Annotated in this window: 21 protein-coding genes and 1 pseudogene; 14 read left to right on the top strand and 8 right to left on the bottom strand. The window is 64.8% G+C overall.

Translation table 11 applies throughout. The features are described from left to right. Positions 1-31 precede the first annotated feature (31 nt). The 14 genes from H0W38_RS01670 to H0W38_RS01735 all read left to right on the top strand — a co-directional run bounded on the left by H0W38_RS01670 (position 32) and on the right by H0W38_RS01735 (position 13,365). A complete protein-coding gene (locus H0W38_RS01670) occupies positions 32-289 on the top strand; it encodes a DUF1799 domain-containing protein (RefSeq protein ID WP_292450779.1) in 258 nt (85 codons plus the stop codon). Beyond that, complete coding sequence (locus H0W38_RS01675; RefSeq protein ID WP_292450780.1) at positions 276-3,347, top strand: phage tail tape measure protein; 3,072 nt, start codon at positions 276-278, stop codon at positions 3,345-3,347. Before H0W38_RS01670 ends, H0W38_RS01675 begins: the two co-directional genes overlap by 14 nt. Continuing rightward, a complete protein-coding gene (locus tag H0W38_RS01680) occupies positions 3,347-3,967 on the top strand; it encodes a DUF2460 domain-containing protein (protein WP_292450781.1) in 621 nt (206 codons plus the stop codon). The genes H0W38_RS01675 and H0W38_RS01680 overlap by 1 nt, the downstream gene beginning before the upstream one ends. Then, positions 3,964-4,842 carry a DUF2163 domain-containing protein gene (locus tag H0W38_RS01685; protein ID WP_292450782.1) on the top strand — a complete coding sequence of 293 codons (879 nt, stop codon included), beginning with the start codon at positions 3,964-3,966 and terminating at the stop codon, positions 4,840-4,842. Before H0W38_RS01680 ends, H0W38_RS01685 begins: the two co-directional genes overlap by 4 nt. After that, on the top strand, positions 4,839-5,276 hold the full coding sequence (locus H0W38_RS01690; RefSeq protein WP_292450783.1) for an NlpC/P60 family protein: 438 nt from the start codon (positions 4,839-4,841) through the stop codon (positions 5,274-5,276). Before H0W38_RS01685 ends, H0W38_RS01690 begins: the two co-directional genes overlap by 4 nt. After that, positions 5,269-8,517, top strand: coding sequence for a phage tail protein (locus H0W38_RS01695; protein WP_292450784.1), 3,249 nt, complete (start codon positions 5,269-5,271; stop codon positions 8,515-8,517). The genes H0W38_RS01690 and H0W38_RS01695 overlap by 8 nt, the downstream gene beginning before the upstream one ends. Then, positions 8,514-9,332, top strand: a complete 819-nt coding sequence (locus tag H0W38_RS01700; RefSeq protein WP_292450785.1) for a hypothetical protein — start codon at positions 8,514-8,516, stop codon at positions 9,330-9,332. Before H0W38_RS01695 ends, H0W38_RS01700 begins: the two co-directional genes overlap by 4 nt. A gap of 13 nt (positions 9,333-9,345) precedes the next feature. After that, positions 9,346-10,368, top strand: coding sequence for a hypothetical protein (locus H0W38_RS01705; protein WP_292450786.1), 1,023 nt, complete (start codon positions 9,346-9,348; stop codon positions 10,366-10,368). Between the two features lie 4 nt (positions 10,369-10,372). Beyond that, positions 10,373-10,582, top strand: coding sequence for a hypothetical protein (locus H0W38_RS01710; RefSeq protein ID WP_292450787.1), 210 nt, complete (start codon positions 10,373-10,375; stop codon positions 10,580-10,582). 55 nt (positions 10,583-10,637) lie between these two features. Beyond that, positions 10,638-10,871: a hypothetical protein gene (locus H0W38_RS01715; protein WP_292450788.1), complete on the top strand. Its 234-nt coding sequence runs from the start codon at positions 10,638-10,640 to the stop codon at positions 10,869-10,871. Continuing rightward, positions 10,868-11,770 carry a fibronectin type III domain-containing protein gene (locus tag H0W38_RS01720; protein WP_292450789.1) on the top strand — a complete coding sequence of 301 codons (903 nt, stop codon included), beginning with the start codon at positions 10,868-10,870 and terminating at the stop codon, positions 11,768-11,770. Before H0W38_RS01715 ends, H0W38_RS01720 begins: the two co-directional genes overlap by 4 nt. Further along, entirely contained in the window at positions 11,767-12,330 is a 564-nt protein-coding gene (locus tag H0W38_RS01725) for a sigma factor (protein WP_292450790.1), read from the top strand. Before H0W38_RS01720 ends, H0W38_RS01725 begins: the two co-directional genes overlap by 4 nt. A gap of 97 nt (positions 12,331-12,427) precedes the next feature. Beyond that, positions 12,428-12,934: a glycoside hydrolase family 104 protein gene (locus H0W38_RS01730; protein WP_292450791.1), complete on the top strand. Its 507-nt coding sequence runs from the start codon at positions 12,428-12,430 to the stop codon at positions 12,932-12,934. Next, entirely contained in the window at positions 12,931-13,365 is a 435-nt protein-coding gene (locus H0W38_RS01735; RefSeq protein WP_292450792.1) for a DUF1353 domain-containing protein, read from the top strand. Before H0W38_RS01730 ends, H0W38_RS01735 begins: the two co-directional genes overlap by 4 nt. A gap of 259 nt (positions 13,366-13,624) precedes the next feature. On the opposite strand, the gene H0W38_RS01740 is transcribed toward H0W38_RS01735, so the two are convergent. From H0W38_RS01740 to H0W38_RS01770, 8 genes and pseudogenes are all read right to left on the bottom strand, one after another. After that, positions 13,625-14,578: a site-specific integrase gene (locus H0W38_RS01740; RefSeq protein WP_292450793.1), complete on the bottom strand. Its 954-nt coding sequence runs from the start codon at positions 14,576-14,578 to the stop codon at positions 13,625-13,627. A gap of 20 nt (positions 14,579-14,598) precedes the next feature. After that, positions 14,599-14,733: pseudogene (locus H0W38_RS21985) on the bottom strand (helix-turn-helix domain-containing protein); the annotation flags it as partial. Positions 14,734-14,768: 35 nt separating this feature from the next. Next, positions 14,769-15,227 (bottom strand): hypothetical protein, encoded by a 459-nt coding sequence (locus tag H0W38_RS01745; protein WP_292450794.1) that lies wholly within the window; start codon positions 15,225-15,227, stop codon positions 14,769-14,771. A gap of 20 nt (positions 15,228-15,247) precedes the next feature. Next, positions 15,248-15,457 carry a hypothetical protein gene (locus H0W38_RS01750; protein ID WP_292450795.1) on the bottom strand — a complete coding sequence of 70 codons (210 nt, stop codon included), beginning with the start codon at positions 15,455-15,457 and terminating at the stop codon, positions 15,248-15,250. After that, the gene (locus H0W38_RS01755; protein ID WP_292450796.1) at positions 15,454-15,729 is read right to left on the bottom strand and encodes a hypothetical protein; all 276 of its coding nucleotides are present in this window, start codon (positions 15,727-15,729) and stop codon (positions 15,454-15,456) included. The genes H0W38_RS01750 and H0W38_RS01755 overlap by 4 nt, the downstream gene beginning before the upstream one ends. A gap of 2 nt (positions 15,730-15,731) precedes the next feature. Continuing rightward, positions 15,732-15,959, bottom strand: a complete 228-nt coding sequence (locus H0W38_RS01760) for a hypothetical protein (RefSeq protein ID WP_292450797.1) — start codon at positions 15,957-15,959, stop codon at positions 15,732-15,734. Next, positions 15,934-16,230, bottom strand: coding sequence for a hypothetical protein (locus tag H0W38_RS01765; RefSeq protein ID WP_292450798.1), 297 nt, complete (start codon positions 16,228-16,230; stop codon positions 15,934-15,936). Before H0W38_RS01765 ends, H0W38_RS01760 begins: the two co-directional genes overlap by 26 nt. Positions 16,231-16,237: 7 nt before the next feature. After that, positions 16,238-16,450 (bottom strand): hypothetical protein (locus tag H0W38_RS01770; RefSeq protein WP_292450799.1); only part of this gene is annotated, 213 nt, incomplete at its 5' end.

Genomic DNA, 16,450 nt, shown 5'->3' on the forward strand with positions numbered 1-16,450 from the left:
CCCTACCAAGGCGCAAGCCGAGGTGTTGGGGTTGAGTCTGGATGAGGCGGACAGCCTGCTCGAAGTGTGGGACTGCAACTGGCCGGCGGTCATTGCCTTCGATGCGCTGTCTACACAGTGGCGCAGCGGATTCGATGGGCCGACCGGGCTCGATTACAGCGCGATCCCGACAACGCTGCGACTGCTCGGCATGAAAAGCTCGCCCGCATTGTTCGAGGACATCCGAACGATGGAAGACGCGGCGCTCAGGTATTTCGCGTTCATGAGGAAGAAGAATGGCCGACCTTAAAGCGCAACTGGAGCTCACGGCAGACGCCTCTGGCGTCGAGGCCGGCGTCACCAGGGCGAAGAAGTCGATTGCCAGCCTCGGGCAGTCCGCGAGCACGGCCGGCAAGGAAGCCTCGAAGGCCGTCGAGTCCATCGGGACGGGGGCCGGATCGTCGGTCGCCAAGGTCGATGCGGCGACGAAGAATCTGATTGGTTCGATCAACCGCACGACCGCCGCGCTTGAGGCCGGGAGCCGTTCGAGCTCGAAGTATTTCGAGGTGCTGGCGCAGCAGCGCGGGGTCAGTGTTGACGCGCTGCGGCCCTACCTGACGCAACTCGACGCCGTCTCAAAGAAGCAAGACTTGGCGAGGACGGCGCTGGGGGCGGGGTCGATTGCGTTCAATCAGTACGGCGTCTCAGCGAAGCAGACCGCAGCGGCCCTGCGTCAAGTCCCCGCGCAACTCACCGACATCATTGTCGGGCTGCAAGGCGGCCAGGCGCCGCTCACTGTGCTGCTACAGCAGGGCGGGCAACTCAAGGACGTGTTCGGCGGCATCGCGCCTGCCGCGCGGGCCTTGGGTGGGGCGCTCATCGGCCTCATCAATCCGTTCACGATTGTCGCGGGCACGGCTGCTTTGCTGGCTGCCGCCTACAACTCGGGGTCGAAAGAGGCGGACGCCTACAACCGCGCTCTGATCCTGACGGGCAATGCTGCCGGCACCACTGCCGGGCAACTGGCGCAGATTGCCGAGAGCATCAGCGGCGTCGCCGGCACGCAAGGCAAGGCGGCAGATGCACTCGCCCAACTCGCCGCAACCGGCAAGGTCGCTCGCGGCAGTCTGGAGTTGGTTGCCCTGGCCGCAGTCAAGCTGGAGCGCACCGCCGGCAAGGCCATCAAGGAAACGGTCAAGGAGTTCGCGGAACTCGGCAAAGACCCGGTTTCTGCCTCCGCAAAGCTCAATGAGCAATACAACTTCCTGACGCTGGCCGTCTTCGAGCAGATCAAGGCTCTGGAGGAACAGGGCAAGACGACCGAAGCCGTTGCCTTGGCGCAAAAGACCTTCGCCGACGAAGTCATCAACCGCGCCGACCAACTCACCGAAAATCTCGGGCTGGTCGAGCGGGCATGGCTCGGCATAAGGGATGGAGCGAAGTTGGCATGGGATGCCATGCTTAATGTCGGCCGCGCCGAGACGCCGGAAGGCGAATTGCAGGGCCTGCGCGACCAACTCTCGGCCCGCATCGCTCGCGGCCCCACCAACAACCTCCCGTCTGTCGTTGCCTCCTTCGAGAAGGGCAACGAGGCGCTGCGCCGTCAAATCGACGCCCTTGCCGCCGTCACCACAGCCAGCGCCAGCGCCGCCCAGGCCGAAGCCGAGCGGGCCAGGGTGACCAAGGCCGGCATTGCCGCCGAAGTCGAAATCAGCAAGATTCGGGAAGCCTCGCGCACCAATACACAGAAGCTCAACGACGAGCTGAAGAAGTACCGCGAGAACCTCGACGCGATCCGCAAGGCCAATCCGCAAAGCACCCTGCTCGATCCGAAGCGCATCGCCGCCGACGAAGCCAACATCCGGGCACGGTTCACGCCCAAAGGTCGCACGCCTGTCGTGCGGGATGACGCGGCGACGCGCCTGCTCCAGCAGTTGCGGGAGGCCGAGGCTGTCTCGGTCAGGCAACTGGCGACCGACGAGAAGTTGACCGCCTCCGAGCAGCGTCGCGCCGAGTTTCTGCAGCAGATCGCCGACCTCAAAGACAAGAAGATTCTCACGGCCGATCAGAAAAGCCTGCTCGCATCGCAAGAGGCCATCAAGTCTCAACTTGAGCGAAACGTCGCCATCGAGAAGGAAGTCGAGGCGCGGGCCGAAGCGACCAAGGAGATCGAGCGCCAGCAGAAGGCGCTTGAGCGCTTCCAGGACCGCGCTGCGCAGATCGCCGAGTCCATCTCGTCTGCAAATGCGCAGCGCTCGGAGCAGTTCGATTCGCGCCTGCAAGTGTTCGGCAGAGGGAGCCAGGCGCGTGAGCAGTTGGAGGCGAATATCGCCATCCAACGCGAGTTCCAGCGCTTCCAGGAGCAACTGAACAAGGCGACTCCCAAGGAGTTGCTTGGCTCCGATCTCTACCTCGAAGAAGTCGCGCGCATCAAAGCCGGGCTCGCCGAAGCCACAGCGGACAACGCGAAGTATTTCGCCGACATCACCGCGGCCCAGGCCGATTGGAAGAACGGCGCGACCAGGGCTTATGAGGACTACCTCACCGCGGCGCGTGATGTTGCCGGGCAGACAGAACAAGTCTTCTCCAGGGCGTTCGGTTCGCTTGAGGACACCGTCACAGACTTCGTCTTGAAGGGAAAGGCGTCGTTCAAGGACTTCGGCGAGTCGCTGGCCCGCGATCTCATCCAGTCGTCGGTGAGGCAGTCGATCGGACTGGGCCTGGAAGCCCTGGGCAAAAAAGTCGGCCCACAAAGCCAAGCCGGCGGCGTCATCGGCGCGCTCGGCGGTGGCGCCGCGCAAGCCGCATCGCAGGCGGCCGCCACCGCGACCCAGACAGCGGCGATCACCACCGCCATCACGACCGCATCGGCCGCCCAATCCGCCTCGATTGGCGGCGCCATCGCGGCGGCTTCTGCGACAGAAACGGCGTCTTTGAGCGCCGCATTGACGGCCACATCCGCCGCCTCATCGGCCAGCATCTCGGCTGCGGTCGTGGCGTCAGCGGCCAGCATCGTGGCCGCAATCGGCGCGTCCGCTGCGGCGGGCGCCGGCGGCGATGCCCTCGGCGGCTTCATCTCCGGGCTCGGCGCGGCCAGTGGCCGAGCAATCGGCGGCCCGGTTTCGGCTGGGCAAATCTATGAGGTCAACGAGAAGGGCGCGCCGGAAGTCGCCTCGATCGGTGGCAAGGACTATCTGCTGACCGGATCGCAAGGCGGGAAGGTCACGCCGGCCGGCGCCTCGCAGGGCTCGTCGGTTGTCGTTACGGTCAATCAGAGTTTCCAGCCGGGAACCGACCGCAGCACCGTGAACCAGGCCGCAGCCAGGGCCGGGTCTGCCGTTCAACGAGCCGTGAGCAGGGTGAACTGATGGCCTTCCTCGAACAGCAGTTGGATGCGCGGATCACCCGAGACACCACGTTCACGGAGTCCGTCCCAGGTCGATCGCTCATCCGCTTGCCCAACGGGCGGCTGTCGCAAAACTTCGTCTCGGCGCTGCCGATCCTGCGCTGCGAACTGGCGCACGGCATCCGCACCGCGGCGAACTATCAGACCGTGCTCGACGCATGGATGGTCGTCAACTTCACGCCCTACGATGGGCTGAGGGTCAAGAACTGGCGCGACTACACGGCCACGCAGAGCAACAGCAAGCTAACACTGGTCAGCGGCTCGAACTATCAATTGCAGCGGCGCCACGTCTTTGGCGGCGTCGAGATGCTACGCAACATCATCAAGCCGGTAAACAACGGCGCCCTGACCGTGTTCCGCACGCGCGCCGGCACTGTCACGACAGCAAGCGCGACCGTCGATTACGCAACCGGGATCGCGGCGATCACAGGCCATGTGGCTGGCGACACCTACACCTGGTTGGGCGAGTTCGATTTCCCGATGACGTTCTCAGAGAACGAATGGTCGGCCGCATTGGAGGTGAGCGTGCACAACCTGCACGTTGTCTCCGGCTCGATCACTCTGGAAGAGGTGCGCCCGTGAAGACCTTGACGGCGGGGCTTGCCGCCCACATCGCCGGCAATGCCACCTCGATGGCGACATGCCTCAAGTTGACCCGAACGGATGGACTGGTCTTCGGTTTCACGAACCACAACAGCGACTTGCCAATCGGCGGCGTGACGTACAAGACAGCGCCCGGCGCGGTGATGACCGCCATCGACAGCAAGGCCGGCTTGCAGGTCGATAACGCCGAGATGACCAGTTTCTTTGCGTCGGCAGGCATCACCGAAGAAGACATTCGCTCGGGTGATTGGGACCACGCCGCCTTCCGGCTGTTCCGCGTCAATTGGGCCGACCTCACGATGGGCGAGGAAAAGCTGCTGAAGGGCCGGCTCGGCGAGATCACCACGCACAGCCACATGCGGGTCGAACTGCGCGGCATGGCCGCGGCGCTGAACGCCAACATCGGCCGCCTCGCCACGCCCGCGTGCCCCTATAGCCTGGGCGATGCCGATTGCGCGGTCGTGCTGACCGACTACACCGCTGCCGGCGAAGTGACCGCCTTCACCGACCCGCGCGAGTTCGCCACCGACCTGGCCACGAGCAGCGTTCGCCTGAGCCCGAGCGCAACCGGCGTGCCCTCTCACGACTACTTCCGCGGCGGTGTGCTGACATGGCTGACCGGGGCCAACAGCGGCCGGCGCATGGAGGTCAAGAGCTACGCCGCAGACGGCACCATCGAACTGCATCTTCCCATGTACTCCACGATTGCCGCTGCCGACACCTTCAGCATCCATGCCGGCTGCGGCAAGACCCGCGAGGCCGACTGCCGCGACCGCTTCGACAACGTGATCCGCTTCGGCGGCTTCGACCTCCTGCCGGGCCAGGACGTGCTGCGCAAGGCGGGCGGGCAATGAGTCTGCCGACCATCACGCCCGAGCAGGTGGTGGCCGCCGCACGCGGCTGGCGCGATGTGCCCTACGTGCATCAGGGCCGCTCTCGTGCGGGTGTCGATTGCGCCGGACTCGTCATCATGGTCGCGCACGAACTCGGCGCGTCGAGCTTCGATGTGGCCGATTACGGCCGCTACCCCAGCCGTGACCGCATGCGCGAACTCATGCGCAGCCTGTGCAGCGAATGCACGGGCGAGCCGCTGCCCGGCATGGTGGCGATGATGCAGTTCACCGGCGAGCCTCGCCATTTAGGCATCGTCGTCGCCTACCGCCACGGCGGCGTGGCGCTGGTGCATGCCCTGCAGGCCGCAGGCCGGGTGGCAGAGCACCGCATCGACGCTCTGTGGCGATCGCGCATCACAGCCCTTTTCGAGATGCCGGGGGTGAAGCGTGTCTGAGCAAAGCCTCCTGCAGATCGCCGGCACCGTCGTCGGCTATTACTTCGGCGGCCCGGTCGGTGGGGCCATCGGTGGGGCCATCGGTGGCGCAGTCGGCGCCAGCCTCGTCAACCTGCCCACGCAGTTCGGCCCGCGCCTGGCCGACCGCAGCGTGCAAGTGTCGAGTTTCGGTGCCGCCGTGCCCTACCTGTTCGGCGAGGGCCGGACCAGCGGTAATGTGATCTGGGTCAAGGACAACGCGCTCGAAGAGGTCGAAGAGTCCAGCGAAGTGGGCGGCAAGGGCAGCCCCTCGCAGACGGTGGTGAGTTACAGCTACTACGCCACCTTCGCGCTGCTGCTCGGCTTCGGCCGGCTGCGCGGCGTGCGTCGCATCTGGGGCGACGCGGTGCTCATTTTCGACGGCAGCACCGAGGGCGCACCGAACGACCTCGATTTCGTGTTCTACCCTGGCAACGACACACAGTTGCCTGATCCGACCCTGGAGGCCGCGCTCGGCGTTGGCAATGCCCCGGCATATCGCGGTTATGCCTACCTCATGTTCAACCGCATGCCGCTGGGCATTTTCGGCAACCGCATCCCGAACATCACCGTCGAGTACGTGGCCGAGGGCGATTTCCAAGCGACCGCCACCGACCTCGGCACCGCGAGCGCGATGCGCTTCGACGGCGCGGTGCAGCGGCTCGACGGTCGCGTGGTCGCCTTCGGCGAGCCGGTGGCCGGCACGTCGCGGCTGCAGGTTCTCAACCCCGATACGGGGGCGGTCGAACTGACGGTCGATCACGCGCTCGACCTGAATTCAAACTCTGTGTTTCTCCACGCCGGTGCGGCGTGCTTCGTGCCGCCGACCAATGAGGTCTGGATCGACTTCGGGGGCGACATCGAGCGCTTCGACGCAGCCACGCTGGCCAACGTCGGCAGAATCGAGTTGCCGTGGTCGGCGACAGTCATGGCCTACAGCCCGGCGCAGCGGCGCGTTTTCGTTCATTCGGCGAGCATCGCTATTGGCTCTTATGCTCGATACGACCCGAACGGCACGACCGCGGAGGGCGGCGGGTTTTTTACCGGCATGTTCTTTTGCCGCGAGCTTGTCACCGGCGGCAGTACCGTGGTCGTCGGCACGAACGGTTTGGGCGGGTTCGGCGTGCTGCGGATGGATTTACAGACCGGCATCAGCAACGTGCTCGCCGATCAGAGCACGCCGAGCAGCAGCAGCCTCGGCTGCTGGGACAGCGTGCGCCGCCGCTATGTCGTGGCGGGCGCCTCCGGCAGCGCCGGCGCGGTTTGGGCCGTGAGCGATGCCGACCCGCCCGTCATCACGCCCTACCTGCCGGCCGGCATGTTCGCCCATTCCTCGCCGCGGGCCGTGCAGTACCTGCCGGGGCTCGACGCCATCGCGGTTTACAGCACAGTGGCCGGCATCCTGCTTGTGACCCTGCTCGACGCCGAAACCATGACCGTCCTGCTGGAGCAGTCGAACGTCAGCACCGCTGGTGTCTCCGGCGTGCTGGCAAGCCCGAGCGACGCGGGCGGCGTCTTCGTGCTCGGCAACTTCCAGCCCTACGATCTGTTGCTGCACGCCAGCACCTACGGAGGCGCCGTTCGCCGCATTGCCACGGAAAGCGGCGAACTGGCCGACGCCGACCTCAACGTGAGCGCTCTGACGCAGCGTCTGCGCGGCTACGTCATCGGCCAGCAGGCCCGCGCCCGCGAGGCCATCGAGCAACTCCTGCAACCCGTGCTGGCAGACTGCTGCGAAGAGGACGACCTTCTCGTCTTCCGCCGTCGCGGCGGTGCCAGCGTGGCCAGCATCGCGGCGGCCGACTGCGGCGCCGGCTTCGATGCCGCCGCCGAAGAATCGATCACATGGGTGCGCGCCGAAGAGGCCAACCTTCCAAGCGTGGTGACCGTCACCGCCCCCGACCCGGCGCGCGACTACCAGGCCGATGCGCAGTACGCGCCTCGCCTGGTGCGCCAAGCCGGCGAGCCGCAGAGCGTGCAACTCGGCGTGGTGCTCACCGCGGACGAGCAAATCCGGCTGGCCCATGCGCTGCTGTTCCAGGGCTGGATCGAGCGCGAGCGGGTCACCTGGAGCACGACGCGGTCTTATTCGCGGCTCGTGCCGACCGACGTTGTGACGCTAGCGGGCCGCCGCGTTCGCATCACAGCGCGCGACGACCAGGACGGCGTCATCAACTGGCAGGGCGTGGCCGACGATGCCGACGTTGTGACGCAGACGCTCAATGCGGTGGTCGGCGCCTTCCCGCGGCAGACGCTCAATGTGGTGGTGCCAACGGTTTGGGGCCTGCTGGATATGCCGCTGCTGCGCGACGCCGACAACGCGCCAGGCGCCTACGTCTGGTTCTACGGCGCCGCCTCCTGGCGCGGTGGCGTGCTGCTGTCGAGCAACGACGACGGCGCCAATTTCGAGCGCAAGGCCACCCTGCCGCGGCCGGGCTCTGGCGTTGGCGCGGCTACCGGCGCGCTGGGCAATTGGTCCGGCGGCAACGTGTTCGACAACGCCAACCGCGTCAACGTCGCCTTTGCCAACGGCGCGCCGCAGAGCTACACGCGCGATTCGCTGCTTGCTGGCAATGGCTACTTCGCCATCGAGAGTCTGGTCGGCGCCCAGACTGTGTGGGAGGTCTGCCAGGCACGCACCGCCACGCTCGAAGCGGATGGAACCTATACGCTCAGTGGCCTGTTGCGCGGCCGGCGCGGCACCGAGCACACGATGGCCGGCCATGCGATCGGCGACCGCGTGGTGCTGCTTGGTGCAACAACCATTCGCACGCTGGCGATCGAGAGCGCCCAGATCGGCAGCGAACTCGACTACCGCGCGGTGAGCATCGGCGACACGCTTGAGAACACCGCCAACGAAGAATTGACCATCACCGCGGAGCGGCTGCGCCCTTTCGCGCCGGTCGATCTGCGCGCCTTGCGCGACGTGGCCAGCGGCGACATCGCGCTGAGTTGGGGCCGGCGCACACGCCTGAGCCACCGCTTCCTGGCCGCGGGCGTGGCGGTGCCGCTCGGCGAGGACAGCGAAGCCTGGGTGGTGAAGGTGTGGGACGCCAGCTACACGACGCTCAAGCGAACCATCGCCGCGACCACCGCATCGGCCGCCTACAGCGCCGCGCAGCAGACCACCGACTTCGGCAGCACGCAGGCCACCGTTTACTTGACCGTCACCCAGACCAGCGCCGCTGTTGGCGCCGGGCATGAATTGAGAGATGCCGCATGAGCTACCAGCAACTTTCCACGCCCTCCGCTGCGGGCGACGAAATCCGCGTCAACGAGAACATGGCCGCTCTCGGCCAAGCCTTCGTTTTCGCGCACGACGTACCCGACGACACCGGCTTGGTTGTTGGTTTCAGCGGCGGCACTTTCAACGGCGCGACGCTGGCCGATGCCACAGTGGCCTGCACCGACGCGGCCACCAACTACGTCGTTGCGCACCGCACGACCGGCGCGCTAACGACGGCCACGAACACAACGAACTGGGACGATGCGGGCACCTACGGCCGCGTGGCGCGCACCGTTTTCGCGGCCGGCGTGCTGACATTCCACGACGAGCGGTTCAGCAGCGGTGGCATTTTCGACCACGGGGCCGCCTCCGGCGTTGCAGGCGATGTGGCCGGCCCGGCATCGGCGGGCAACAACAACGTCGTGCTGTTCGACGGCACCACCGGCAAGCTCATCAAGGACGGCGGCCCTCCGCCGTTCGACGTGACAACGTTCTATCCGGGCGTGATGACCGCTAGCGCTGTGGTTGTCCGTGTGCCGGTGGCGCGCGCGGTGAGTTTCGCCGCCAACTTCGCGGGGAGCTACGGCACAGCGTCCGCAGCCGCGACAGCGAGCACGGCGTTCGATGTGCAGAAAAACGGCGTGAGCGTCGGTACGGCCACCTTCGCAGCCGCAGCGACTACGGCCACTTTCGTGACCGCTGCAGGCGCTGTTGTTTCGCTCTTGGCGGGCGACGTGCTTTCCATCATCGCCCCGGCTACGCCGGACACCACTCTAGCCAACGCGGGCTTCGTGCTCGCCGGCACCCGTTAAAGGAGGAACGGATATGGCACTGCAGTTTATTGACGGCGGCGATCACTACGTCACGGCGGATATCACTAAAAAATGGTCAGCAAACACCGGCGCCACCATCGCCGCAACGGGGCGACGAGGGGGCGGGGCGATCCGCTTTCTTACTGCTGGTACTTCCAACTACTTAACCAAAACCTTAGGTGCCCAAGCGTCTTGGGTCGTTGGTTTTGCTTTTGAATTTTCTGCCGCTGGTGCCTTAGTCGTTGCAAGGTTCACCGACGCCGGCACGGCACAGTGCGAATTGCGGCAAAACCTTGATGGCACCCTTAGCGTTACCAGAAACGGCACGGCGTTGACCAATGGCACGTCTGTTCTGGCGTTGTCTACGAGCACGTTTTACTACATCGAGTGGAAGGTAACTATTGCCGATTCAATAGCGGCAAACTCGTGCAAGGTGCGCGTCAATGGGGCCGATGTCATAACGGTGGCCACGGGGCAGGATTTGAAGAACACGGCGAATGCAAGCGCGAATGCCTTCGCTATCGGAAGGGTTGCCGTCACCGCTTCGGGCTCGTCAACTTTTGACGATATTTATATCTGCGACGGCACCGGCTCGACGAACAATGATTTTCTCGGCGACGTGCGAATCGATACTTTGTACCCGAACGCTGACGGCGCTTTCAGCCAGTTCACGCCCAGCACCGGCACGAGTCATTTTGCGCTGGTTGACGAGGCGACGCCGAACACAACCGACCACAACGACGGGGCGACGATCGGCCACCGTGACAGCTATGCCTTCGGCAATCTCGATGCGCTGACATCGCAAACGGTCTACGGTGTGCAGGTCAACGCGGCCATTATGAAAGACGACGCCGGCGCAAAGAGTGCGTCAACCTTTGCCCGTTCTGGTTCAACGAATACCGACGGCGCCAGCGCGGCGCTGGGTACAGCGCAGGTCTACGTTTCACAGGTCTACGAGTTCGACCCGAACACCGCCGCGGCATGGACCGAAGCAACGGTCAATGCCGCCGAGTTCGGTGTCCGCGTGACGGCTTAACGCCATGACCGTCGCCCGTACAAGCCAAGTCGTCGCGGAGGCTATCCGGGCGAACACCGGCGTTGTCGCGCGCGTCACGCAACTGCCGGTCGAGGTGCTGCGCATCAACGAAGGCATCGTGATCCGTACTTCGCAGCTTGTGATCGAGGCGCTGCGGCCGAACGCCGACCCCGTCGCCATCGGCGCCCGCCCGGTTGTATTCGTTTGCGCCTGACATATCCCCGCACCGCCGAGCGATTGAGCATCCATTTCAACTTGAGGATTTAGTTGTGAGCATTGAGCAGGCATTCATCGCACTGATCGGTTGCGCGTGCGCCGTTAGCGGCTGGTTCGCCAGAGAGTTATATCAGGCCGTCAACACGCTGCAAAAACAACTGTACGAACTGGAGGTGCGCATCGGCACGGATTACGTCCGTTATGACCGGCTGCAGGACGTGATGGCCCCGGTACTAAAGAAACTCGACGAGATTCAGACCGTGCTTACGCAAAAGGTGGACAAATGAATTTCACCATCCCCATCGCGGCTGCTTCGGCAGCCGTTTTCTTTTGTGCCCACTCTTCTGCGCAGATCAGCGTTACGCCCGGCCCTGTAGACCTCTACACCGGCACGAGCAGGACATCGAGCCACGTTGACCTGGCGCGATGCGTTGCTGCTGCCAAGGAGGCCGGCGCGGGCGTCTACGGTTGCCGCAACATCACGCGCGTCGTCGTGGCGCCTCTTGCAATACCGCCTCCACCGCCTCCACCGCCTGTGGACACGCGCGAGTGGCGCAAGCTCACAGACGACGGCAAGGGCTTCCTTTGGGCATCGCCCTTCGCCGCGCGATACGGCGCTCAAGGCAAGTTCGTCGAGAAGGCTCTCGGCCCAGGCAACTACGTCTGCAACGCCGCCACATTCGGGGCCGATCCTGCGCCCGGCATTGCCAAGCAATGCGACCGCCTTGTGTCGGGCCCGGTGACGCCGCCGCCTGTCACGCCGCCGCCTGTGCTTCCGCCTGTCGTCGAGCCGCCGCCTGCATCTAGCGCCGCGCCACAGGCCCCCGCGTCAGGCCCGCTGCCGATCGGGCCTACATCCTCCGCGCCGCAGCCCGGATCGATCAAGTTGTCGTGGGTTCCTCCGCATACCAACACAGACGGCAGCCCGCTGACTGACCTGGCCGGCTACGTCATCAAGTACGGCACGCAGCCTGGGAATGCCCTTTACACCATCAGGGCGCACTACCCGAGCATCGATACCTATGTGCTTGGCCCTCTGCCTGACGGCACGTATTACCTCACCGTGGCCGCTGTGAACAAGGCAGGCATGGTCGGGCCGCCTTCGGAAGAAGTGACGAAGACGATCCCAAGCGACGAAATTCAACCGCGCCACCCAGGCGACACGCGCGTACCGACTCTGCCATGACGCGCGATCCGGCCGAGTTCACTTCACTGCTCGCGCAGCTTCGGCCGCAGTTCAAGCGCAAGGCTCACCGTCTCCTGGGGCTCGCCAACCGTTGCGTTGACATCGACGATCTGATGCAGGTCGCCACCATCAAGGCGTGGGAGGCATGGTGCAAGGAGAGAGAGAGCAGCGCCGAAGGCGCCAACGTGCTGGCCTACATGGCGATCAGAGGCAAAGGTGCGATGTACGACCTGCTCGACAGTACCAATTGGGCTGGACGTGGAGCCAAGTCAGTCAACGCCGAAAGCCTGGGCGATGACGGATCGCATGAAGAGGCCGATCACGCAACGCCAGAGAACTACCTGCACGCCACTCAGATGGCCGAACAGCTCATGCGCAAGTGCCGGTCTTACAAGCCGGCTCAGGTGGCTGTCAGACGGCCACACCATCAAACCGTGCTGCGACTACTCGTGGAGGGGTTCAACGGTCGAGAAATCGCCGGCCATCTGGGCGTGAGCGAGGTCACGGTCAGCCTGGTCATCAAAGACATTCGGCAATTCGCCGTGGAAGGGCCAACATGATCGCTGCTGTCCTGTCGTTCTTCGCTGGGCTGATGCTCGGCGCGGTGCTGTGCTTCATGGCCGTCTCGGCGGTGGTGTTTGGCCCGAGGAAGTGAGCATGATCCTCGCCAACCAGCGCGCTTTCCTGGCCCTCATCGGCTTCGCCGAAGGCACCGACCGCGAGGCCGATCCTTACCGCGTGTGCTACGGCTACCGGCACACCGTCGCAGACCTACGCGACCATCCGGCGATCACCGGAGAGTGGCGCGGTGAGAAGTTGCCCGACCACTTGTGTCGCAATGTCGGCCTGTCGCACGGCTGCGTCTCCACCGCGGCGGGACGGTATCAGATGATCCGCCCGACATGGGCCGGCATCAAGAAGCGGCTCAGGCTGCCCGACTTCGAGGCCGCTTCACAGGACCGCGCCGCGCTGTACCTGATCGACAACTGCGGCGCGCTGGAGGATGTCCACGCCGGCCGGATCGAGACGGCCATCGCCAAGTGCAGCCGCGAGTGGGCCAGCCTGCCGGGCAACAAGGCCGGGCAGCCGCAGCGGCGCCGTGACGACCTCGCGCGGGTGTTCGCGGCAGCCGGTGGGGCTGATGCTGGCCTGATGAAATCATGATGCAAGTAAAGCGTATCGACCTGCATTCGTCGCTCGTCATCGAGCCCGTGTCCGGCGGTGAGTGGGTACTGCGAGAGCCGTTTCAGGCCAAGGTGTTATTCGCCGACGGCTACTCCGAATGGATCATTGTGCCGGCCGGATTCGTCACCGACCTCGCCTCTGTGCCGCGACTGCCGGGCATGTTCATGCTGTTCGGCGGCAAGGCGCGCAAGTCGGCGGTGCTGCACGATTACCTATACAGCACCGGCCGCGAGCGTGCGTTCGCCGACGATGTGTTTCTGGCCGCGATGCGCCACGAGGAAAACAGGTTCACTCGGGGCGTCATGTGGCTTGCCGTGCGTTTGGCTGGCTGGACGGTATGGCGCGGCAGGCCGAGTAACGGCGCGGTGATGCAGGCGTCGCCGACCAGCTCCGAGGCTGGCAAGCGCTGATGCCAGAGCCGTGACGATCCGTCACGGGTTGCCGTCGCCGTGGACTGTGGGGAAGTTTTTGCCCATACGGGCGCACGTTGCGCATTTTGCGCACTGTATGCGCGTCCAGTCTTCCTCTATGAACGGGCGTCGCGCGTTCTTCGCCTAGGTGATTGCAAATCCGTCCAGGGCGGTTCGACTCCGCCCCGCGCCTCCATAGAGAGAATCGGCCCTTCGGGGCCGTTTCGCTTTCTGGCCTGTGGGTGAATTTCCGCCCATGCTACCCAGCCTTTCGGCCAATCTTCCCCACGGCAGCCGTCAGCGCGGCGGTGGCATGGTGGGCGTAGCGCTTCGTGCTGGCGTGGCTCTTGTGCCCCAGGACGGCCCCCACAGTGAACAGCGGCACGCCGGCATTGAGCATCGCCGACGCGGTGCTGTGCCGTAAATCGTGAAAACGCAGCCCCGGCATCCCAACAGCCTCCCGTGCGCGGCGAAACCAGTAGCTCATCGTCTCGTGCTCTGGCCAGACGTAGCCGAGCAGCGGGCGAATCCTTGGATGGATCGGCACGATGCGCGGTTCGCCGTTCTTCGTGTCCTGCAGCAGGAAATGCCCGCCCGTCACGTCTGCGGCGACGATCTCGCTGTAGCGCATGCCGCTGTAGAACGCCACGCGGATCATGGCGCGGGTCTCCCACTGCCGGCAGGCCCGCGCAAGGGCCAGCATCTGCGCGCGATCCACGTACACCTGGCGCTCGTTGCTCACGGCAGGCATGACCACGCGGGCGGCCGGGTCTGACTCGCCCATGTTGTGATGTTTCCACCCCCATCGGGCGGCGGCGGTGAGGTAGCGCAGGCGGTTGCGGATCGTGGCGGGCGCCAGGGCGGATCGGTGGTCGGCGGTGTACTTGGCGCACACGTCCGGCAGATCGTCCATCGGCCGGCCGGTGAAGTAGGGCGACAGTAGATCGAGCTCCCGCGCCACCCCGAGGCCGTGCTTGAGGGCCGGTGCGCGCTCTGTCAGGTAACGAGCGACAGCTTGATCGAGGCTGAATCGCTCGCGCTCGCCGGTGGCGATGCCGTAGAGCCGCGCCGACTCCCTGCGGTCGAAGGCGTCCGCTTGCGTGCGATTCCAAGTGCTCGGTAGGCGGCGTCGAGTTCGGACCCGCTGCCCGTTGATGCGACGGTCAAACTCAAAGACCCAGCAACTACCTTGCGGATCGCGGTAGATCGACATGATGCTCGGTAACTCTCCACGTCAGCGGGATCGAATCGTAGCCCACGGCCGCCAGCGGTCACCCGGTAGGATGGCAGCTTGCCCAGCGCGGCGAGGTCATAGACGGCGCGCGCACTGATCCCCAACTGCTGGGCAACGGTGGCGGCGGTCAGCATCACTCGCTCTCGTTAGGCATCAGGGAGGGGCTGGGTCACAGTAGTAGGGTTCCTTCTCGCTTGTAGGGGTCCAGCGCGTAGGCCAGCGCCATGCGCAGGTCGCTCAGCTTCTCGCCTTCCTCGCTGTCGTCGGGTTCAATGGTTTCCATCACCGCGTCGCAATCGCGCAGCAGGCCGGCCAGCACAGCGTTTTCGCCGCGCAGTTCCTGCTCGTCCCGCTCTTCCCGCTCGTCTCTTCGGCCTTCGGTGTAGGCGTGTGTCTGCGCTTCATCGAGCAGCCTCTCCGCTGCCTCGCACCGCTGCGTCAGAGAGGCGAGGGCGGCGAGGTGGTCTCTCTGTAGGACGAGGGGCGAGAGCGTGTCGCCGTCAAGTTGCACGAATAGGCGATCTATGTCCGTGAGAACGGCGTCCCGAAAACCTCGCCGCCTACCATCCGTCGCAAGGTGCATATGCGCCACCACGGGCACGCTGTCTCTATCGGTGTCGGGGGTCATGGGTGTTCCTTCGTTGGGGTTCATGGCGGCGTTCTAGCAACCTCGTTCAGCATCGACACGCGACCGTCGTAGCGCGCCTCCCGTACCTCTAGCTCGATTGCTTGGTGCAGCGCGTGCGCTTCTTTGAACGAGCACATCCGCACCGTCACGTCGCTACTGCTGAAGCAAAACGTAGCGGTGCCGTTGTCGCCGCCGGCGCCGTCTTGCTCCCATCTGAATTTGTCGTTCATCGTTCCACCCCCGACCGCATCGCATCGTCCACCGCCGCGTCAGCGTCTTCGCCAGTCAGTAGCACCAGTGAATATGATTCAGCGTCGCCGATTTCGCAGTCGATCCAGCATCCAGCGCCAGGCCCTGTGTGGTTCAGCACGTCCTCCGGGCGCCTGTTGCGCAAGTAGCGGTAGCGCTCGGCGTCCCTGCGAAGCTCCAAGAACTCCATTTCAAGCCCCGCTCTGTCGGCGGCGCCCTGAAGCTCTTTCATGTCTGTCGAAGATAGTTCCATCTTCAATCTCCTGTGCGCATCGCAGCGTCAATCGCGTTATCCAAGCCCGCTGCCGGGCGGTTGATGTGCATAAGCTCGCACGTCTCCGGATCAGAGCCGGCCCGCACTGTGAAAACGGCGCCCGTGTCTCGCAGCCAGCGGTAGCGCTCGGCGTCCTTGCGCAACTCGTCAATCCAGCCTCGGGGGCCGTTTGCCGCAAGCCAATCATCTGCTTCGGTATAGGTGCTCATCTTCAATCTCCTGTGCTCGTATTCCGCGGTTAGTTGTCTGGCGCGTATCAGCTGTCAGAGCGCTCGTGGGCGGAAGCGTCACACCGAACAGCGCCGCCAACGCAATCGTGTTCTGCTCGGTGTGGTAGCGCCCCTTGCAGCGGATCACCTTCTCGGCGGCCTGTGAGATTGCTCGCAGCCGCTCGATCTCCCGCTCCAGTCTGTCGATACGCCCAAGCAGCCCGGCCTCACGCTCGCCGCTCCCGGTCGAGTAGTTGGTGTTTTCCATCATGGGCACCTCAGCGGTCCTTAAGCGCGACCAGCACGTCACGGTGCTCGGAAATGATCCTGCGCGCCACTTCAACCGTTTTTTGATGATTCAGCGCTTTCGTGAGCCGATCAACCTCGCGCACGGCGCAGTCATAGTGATTCGGCCCCCATGTGTGGCACCCCGGCCCGTGCGTGCCAATGCGGCCGTCCCTGTCGTCCTGCCAGCGCAGGCACTTCTGCAG

Origin of the sequence: Methylibium sp., from assembly GCF_013817365.1 — a bacterium.
Classification (GTDB): Bacteria; Pseudomonadota; Gammaproteobacteria; order Burkholderiales; family Burkholderiaceae_C; genus Methylibium.

Excerpts from the sequence above, each read along its gene's own strand:
- H0W38_RS01675 (WP_292450780.1), top strand. The coding sequence starts at position 276 with ATGGCCGACCTTAAAGCGCAACTGGAGCTCACGGCAGACGCCTCTGGC.
- H0W38_RS01680 (WP_292450781.1), top strand. The coding sequence starts at position 3,347 with ATGGCCTTCCTCGAACAGCAGTTGGATGCGCGGATCACCCGAGACACC.
- H0W38_RS01690 (WP_292450783.1), top strand. The coding sequence starts at position 4,839 with ATGAGTCTGCCGACCATCACGCCCGAGCAGGTGGTGGCCGCCGCACGC.
- H0W38_RS01700 (WP_292450785.1), top strand. The coding sequence starts at position 8,514 with ATGAGCTACCAGCAACTTTCCACGCCCTCCGCTGCGGGCGACGAAATC.
- H0W38_RS01705 (WP_292450786.1), top strand. The coding sequence starts at position 9,346 with ATGGCACTGCAGTTTATTGACGGCGGCGATCACTACGTCACGGCGGAT.
- H0W38_RS01710 (WP_292450787.1), top strand. The coding sequence starts at position 10,373 with ATGACCGTCGCCCGTACAAGCCAAGTCGTCGCGGAGGCTATCCGGGCG.
- H0W38_RS01720 (WP_292450789.1), top strand. The coding sequence starts at position 10,868 with ATGAATTTCACCATCCCCATCGCGGCTGCTTCGGCAGCCGTTTTCTTT.
- H0W38_RS01725 (WP_292450790.1), top strand. The coding sequence starts at position 11,767 with ATGACGCGCGATCCGGCCGAGTTCACTTCACTGCTCGCGCAGCTTCGG.
- H0W38_RS01730 (WP_292450791.1), top strand. The coding sequence starts at position 12,428 with ATGATCCTCGCCAACCAGCGCGCTTTCCTGGCCCTCATCGGCTTCGCC.
- H0W38_RS01735 (WP_292450792.1), top strand. The coding sequence starts at position 12,931 with ATGATGCAAGTAAAGCGTATCGACCTGCATTCGTCGCTCGTCATCGAG.
- H0W38_RS01740 (WP_292450793.1), bottom strand. The coding sequence starts at position 14,578 with ATGTCGATCTACCGCGATCCGCAAGGTAGTTGCTGGGTCTTTGAGTTT.
- H0W38_RS01745 (WP_292450794.1), bottom strand. The coding sequence starts at position 15,227 with ATGACCCCCGACACCGATAGAGACAGCGTGCCCGTGGTGGCGCATATG.
- H0W38_RS01750 (WP_292450795.1), bottom strand. The coding sequence starts at position 15,457 with ATGAACGACAAATTCAGATGGGAGCAAGACGGCGCCGGCGGCGACAAC.
- H0W38_RS01755 (WP_292450796.1), bottom strand. The coding sequence starts at position 15,729 with ATGGAACTATCTTCGACAGACATGAAAGAGCTTCAGGGCGCCGCCGAC.
- H0W38_RS01760 (WP_292450797.1), bottom strand. The coding sequence starts at position 15,959 with ATGAGCACCTATACCGAAGCAGATGATTGGCTTGCGGCAAACGGCCCC.
- H0W38_RS01765 (WP_292450798.1), bottom strand. The coding sequence starts at position 16,230 with ATGATGGAAAACACCAACTACTCGACCGGGAGCGGCGAGCGTGAGGCC.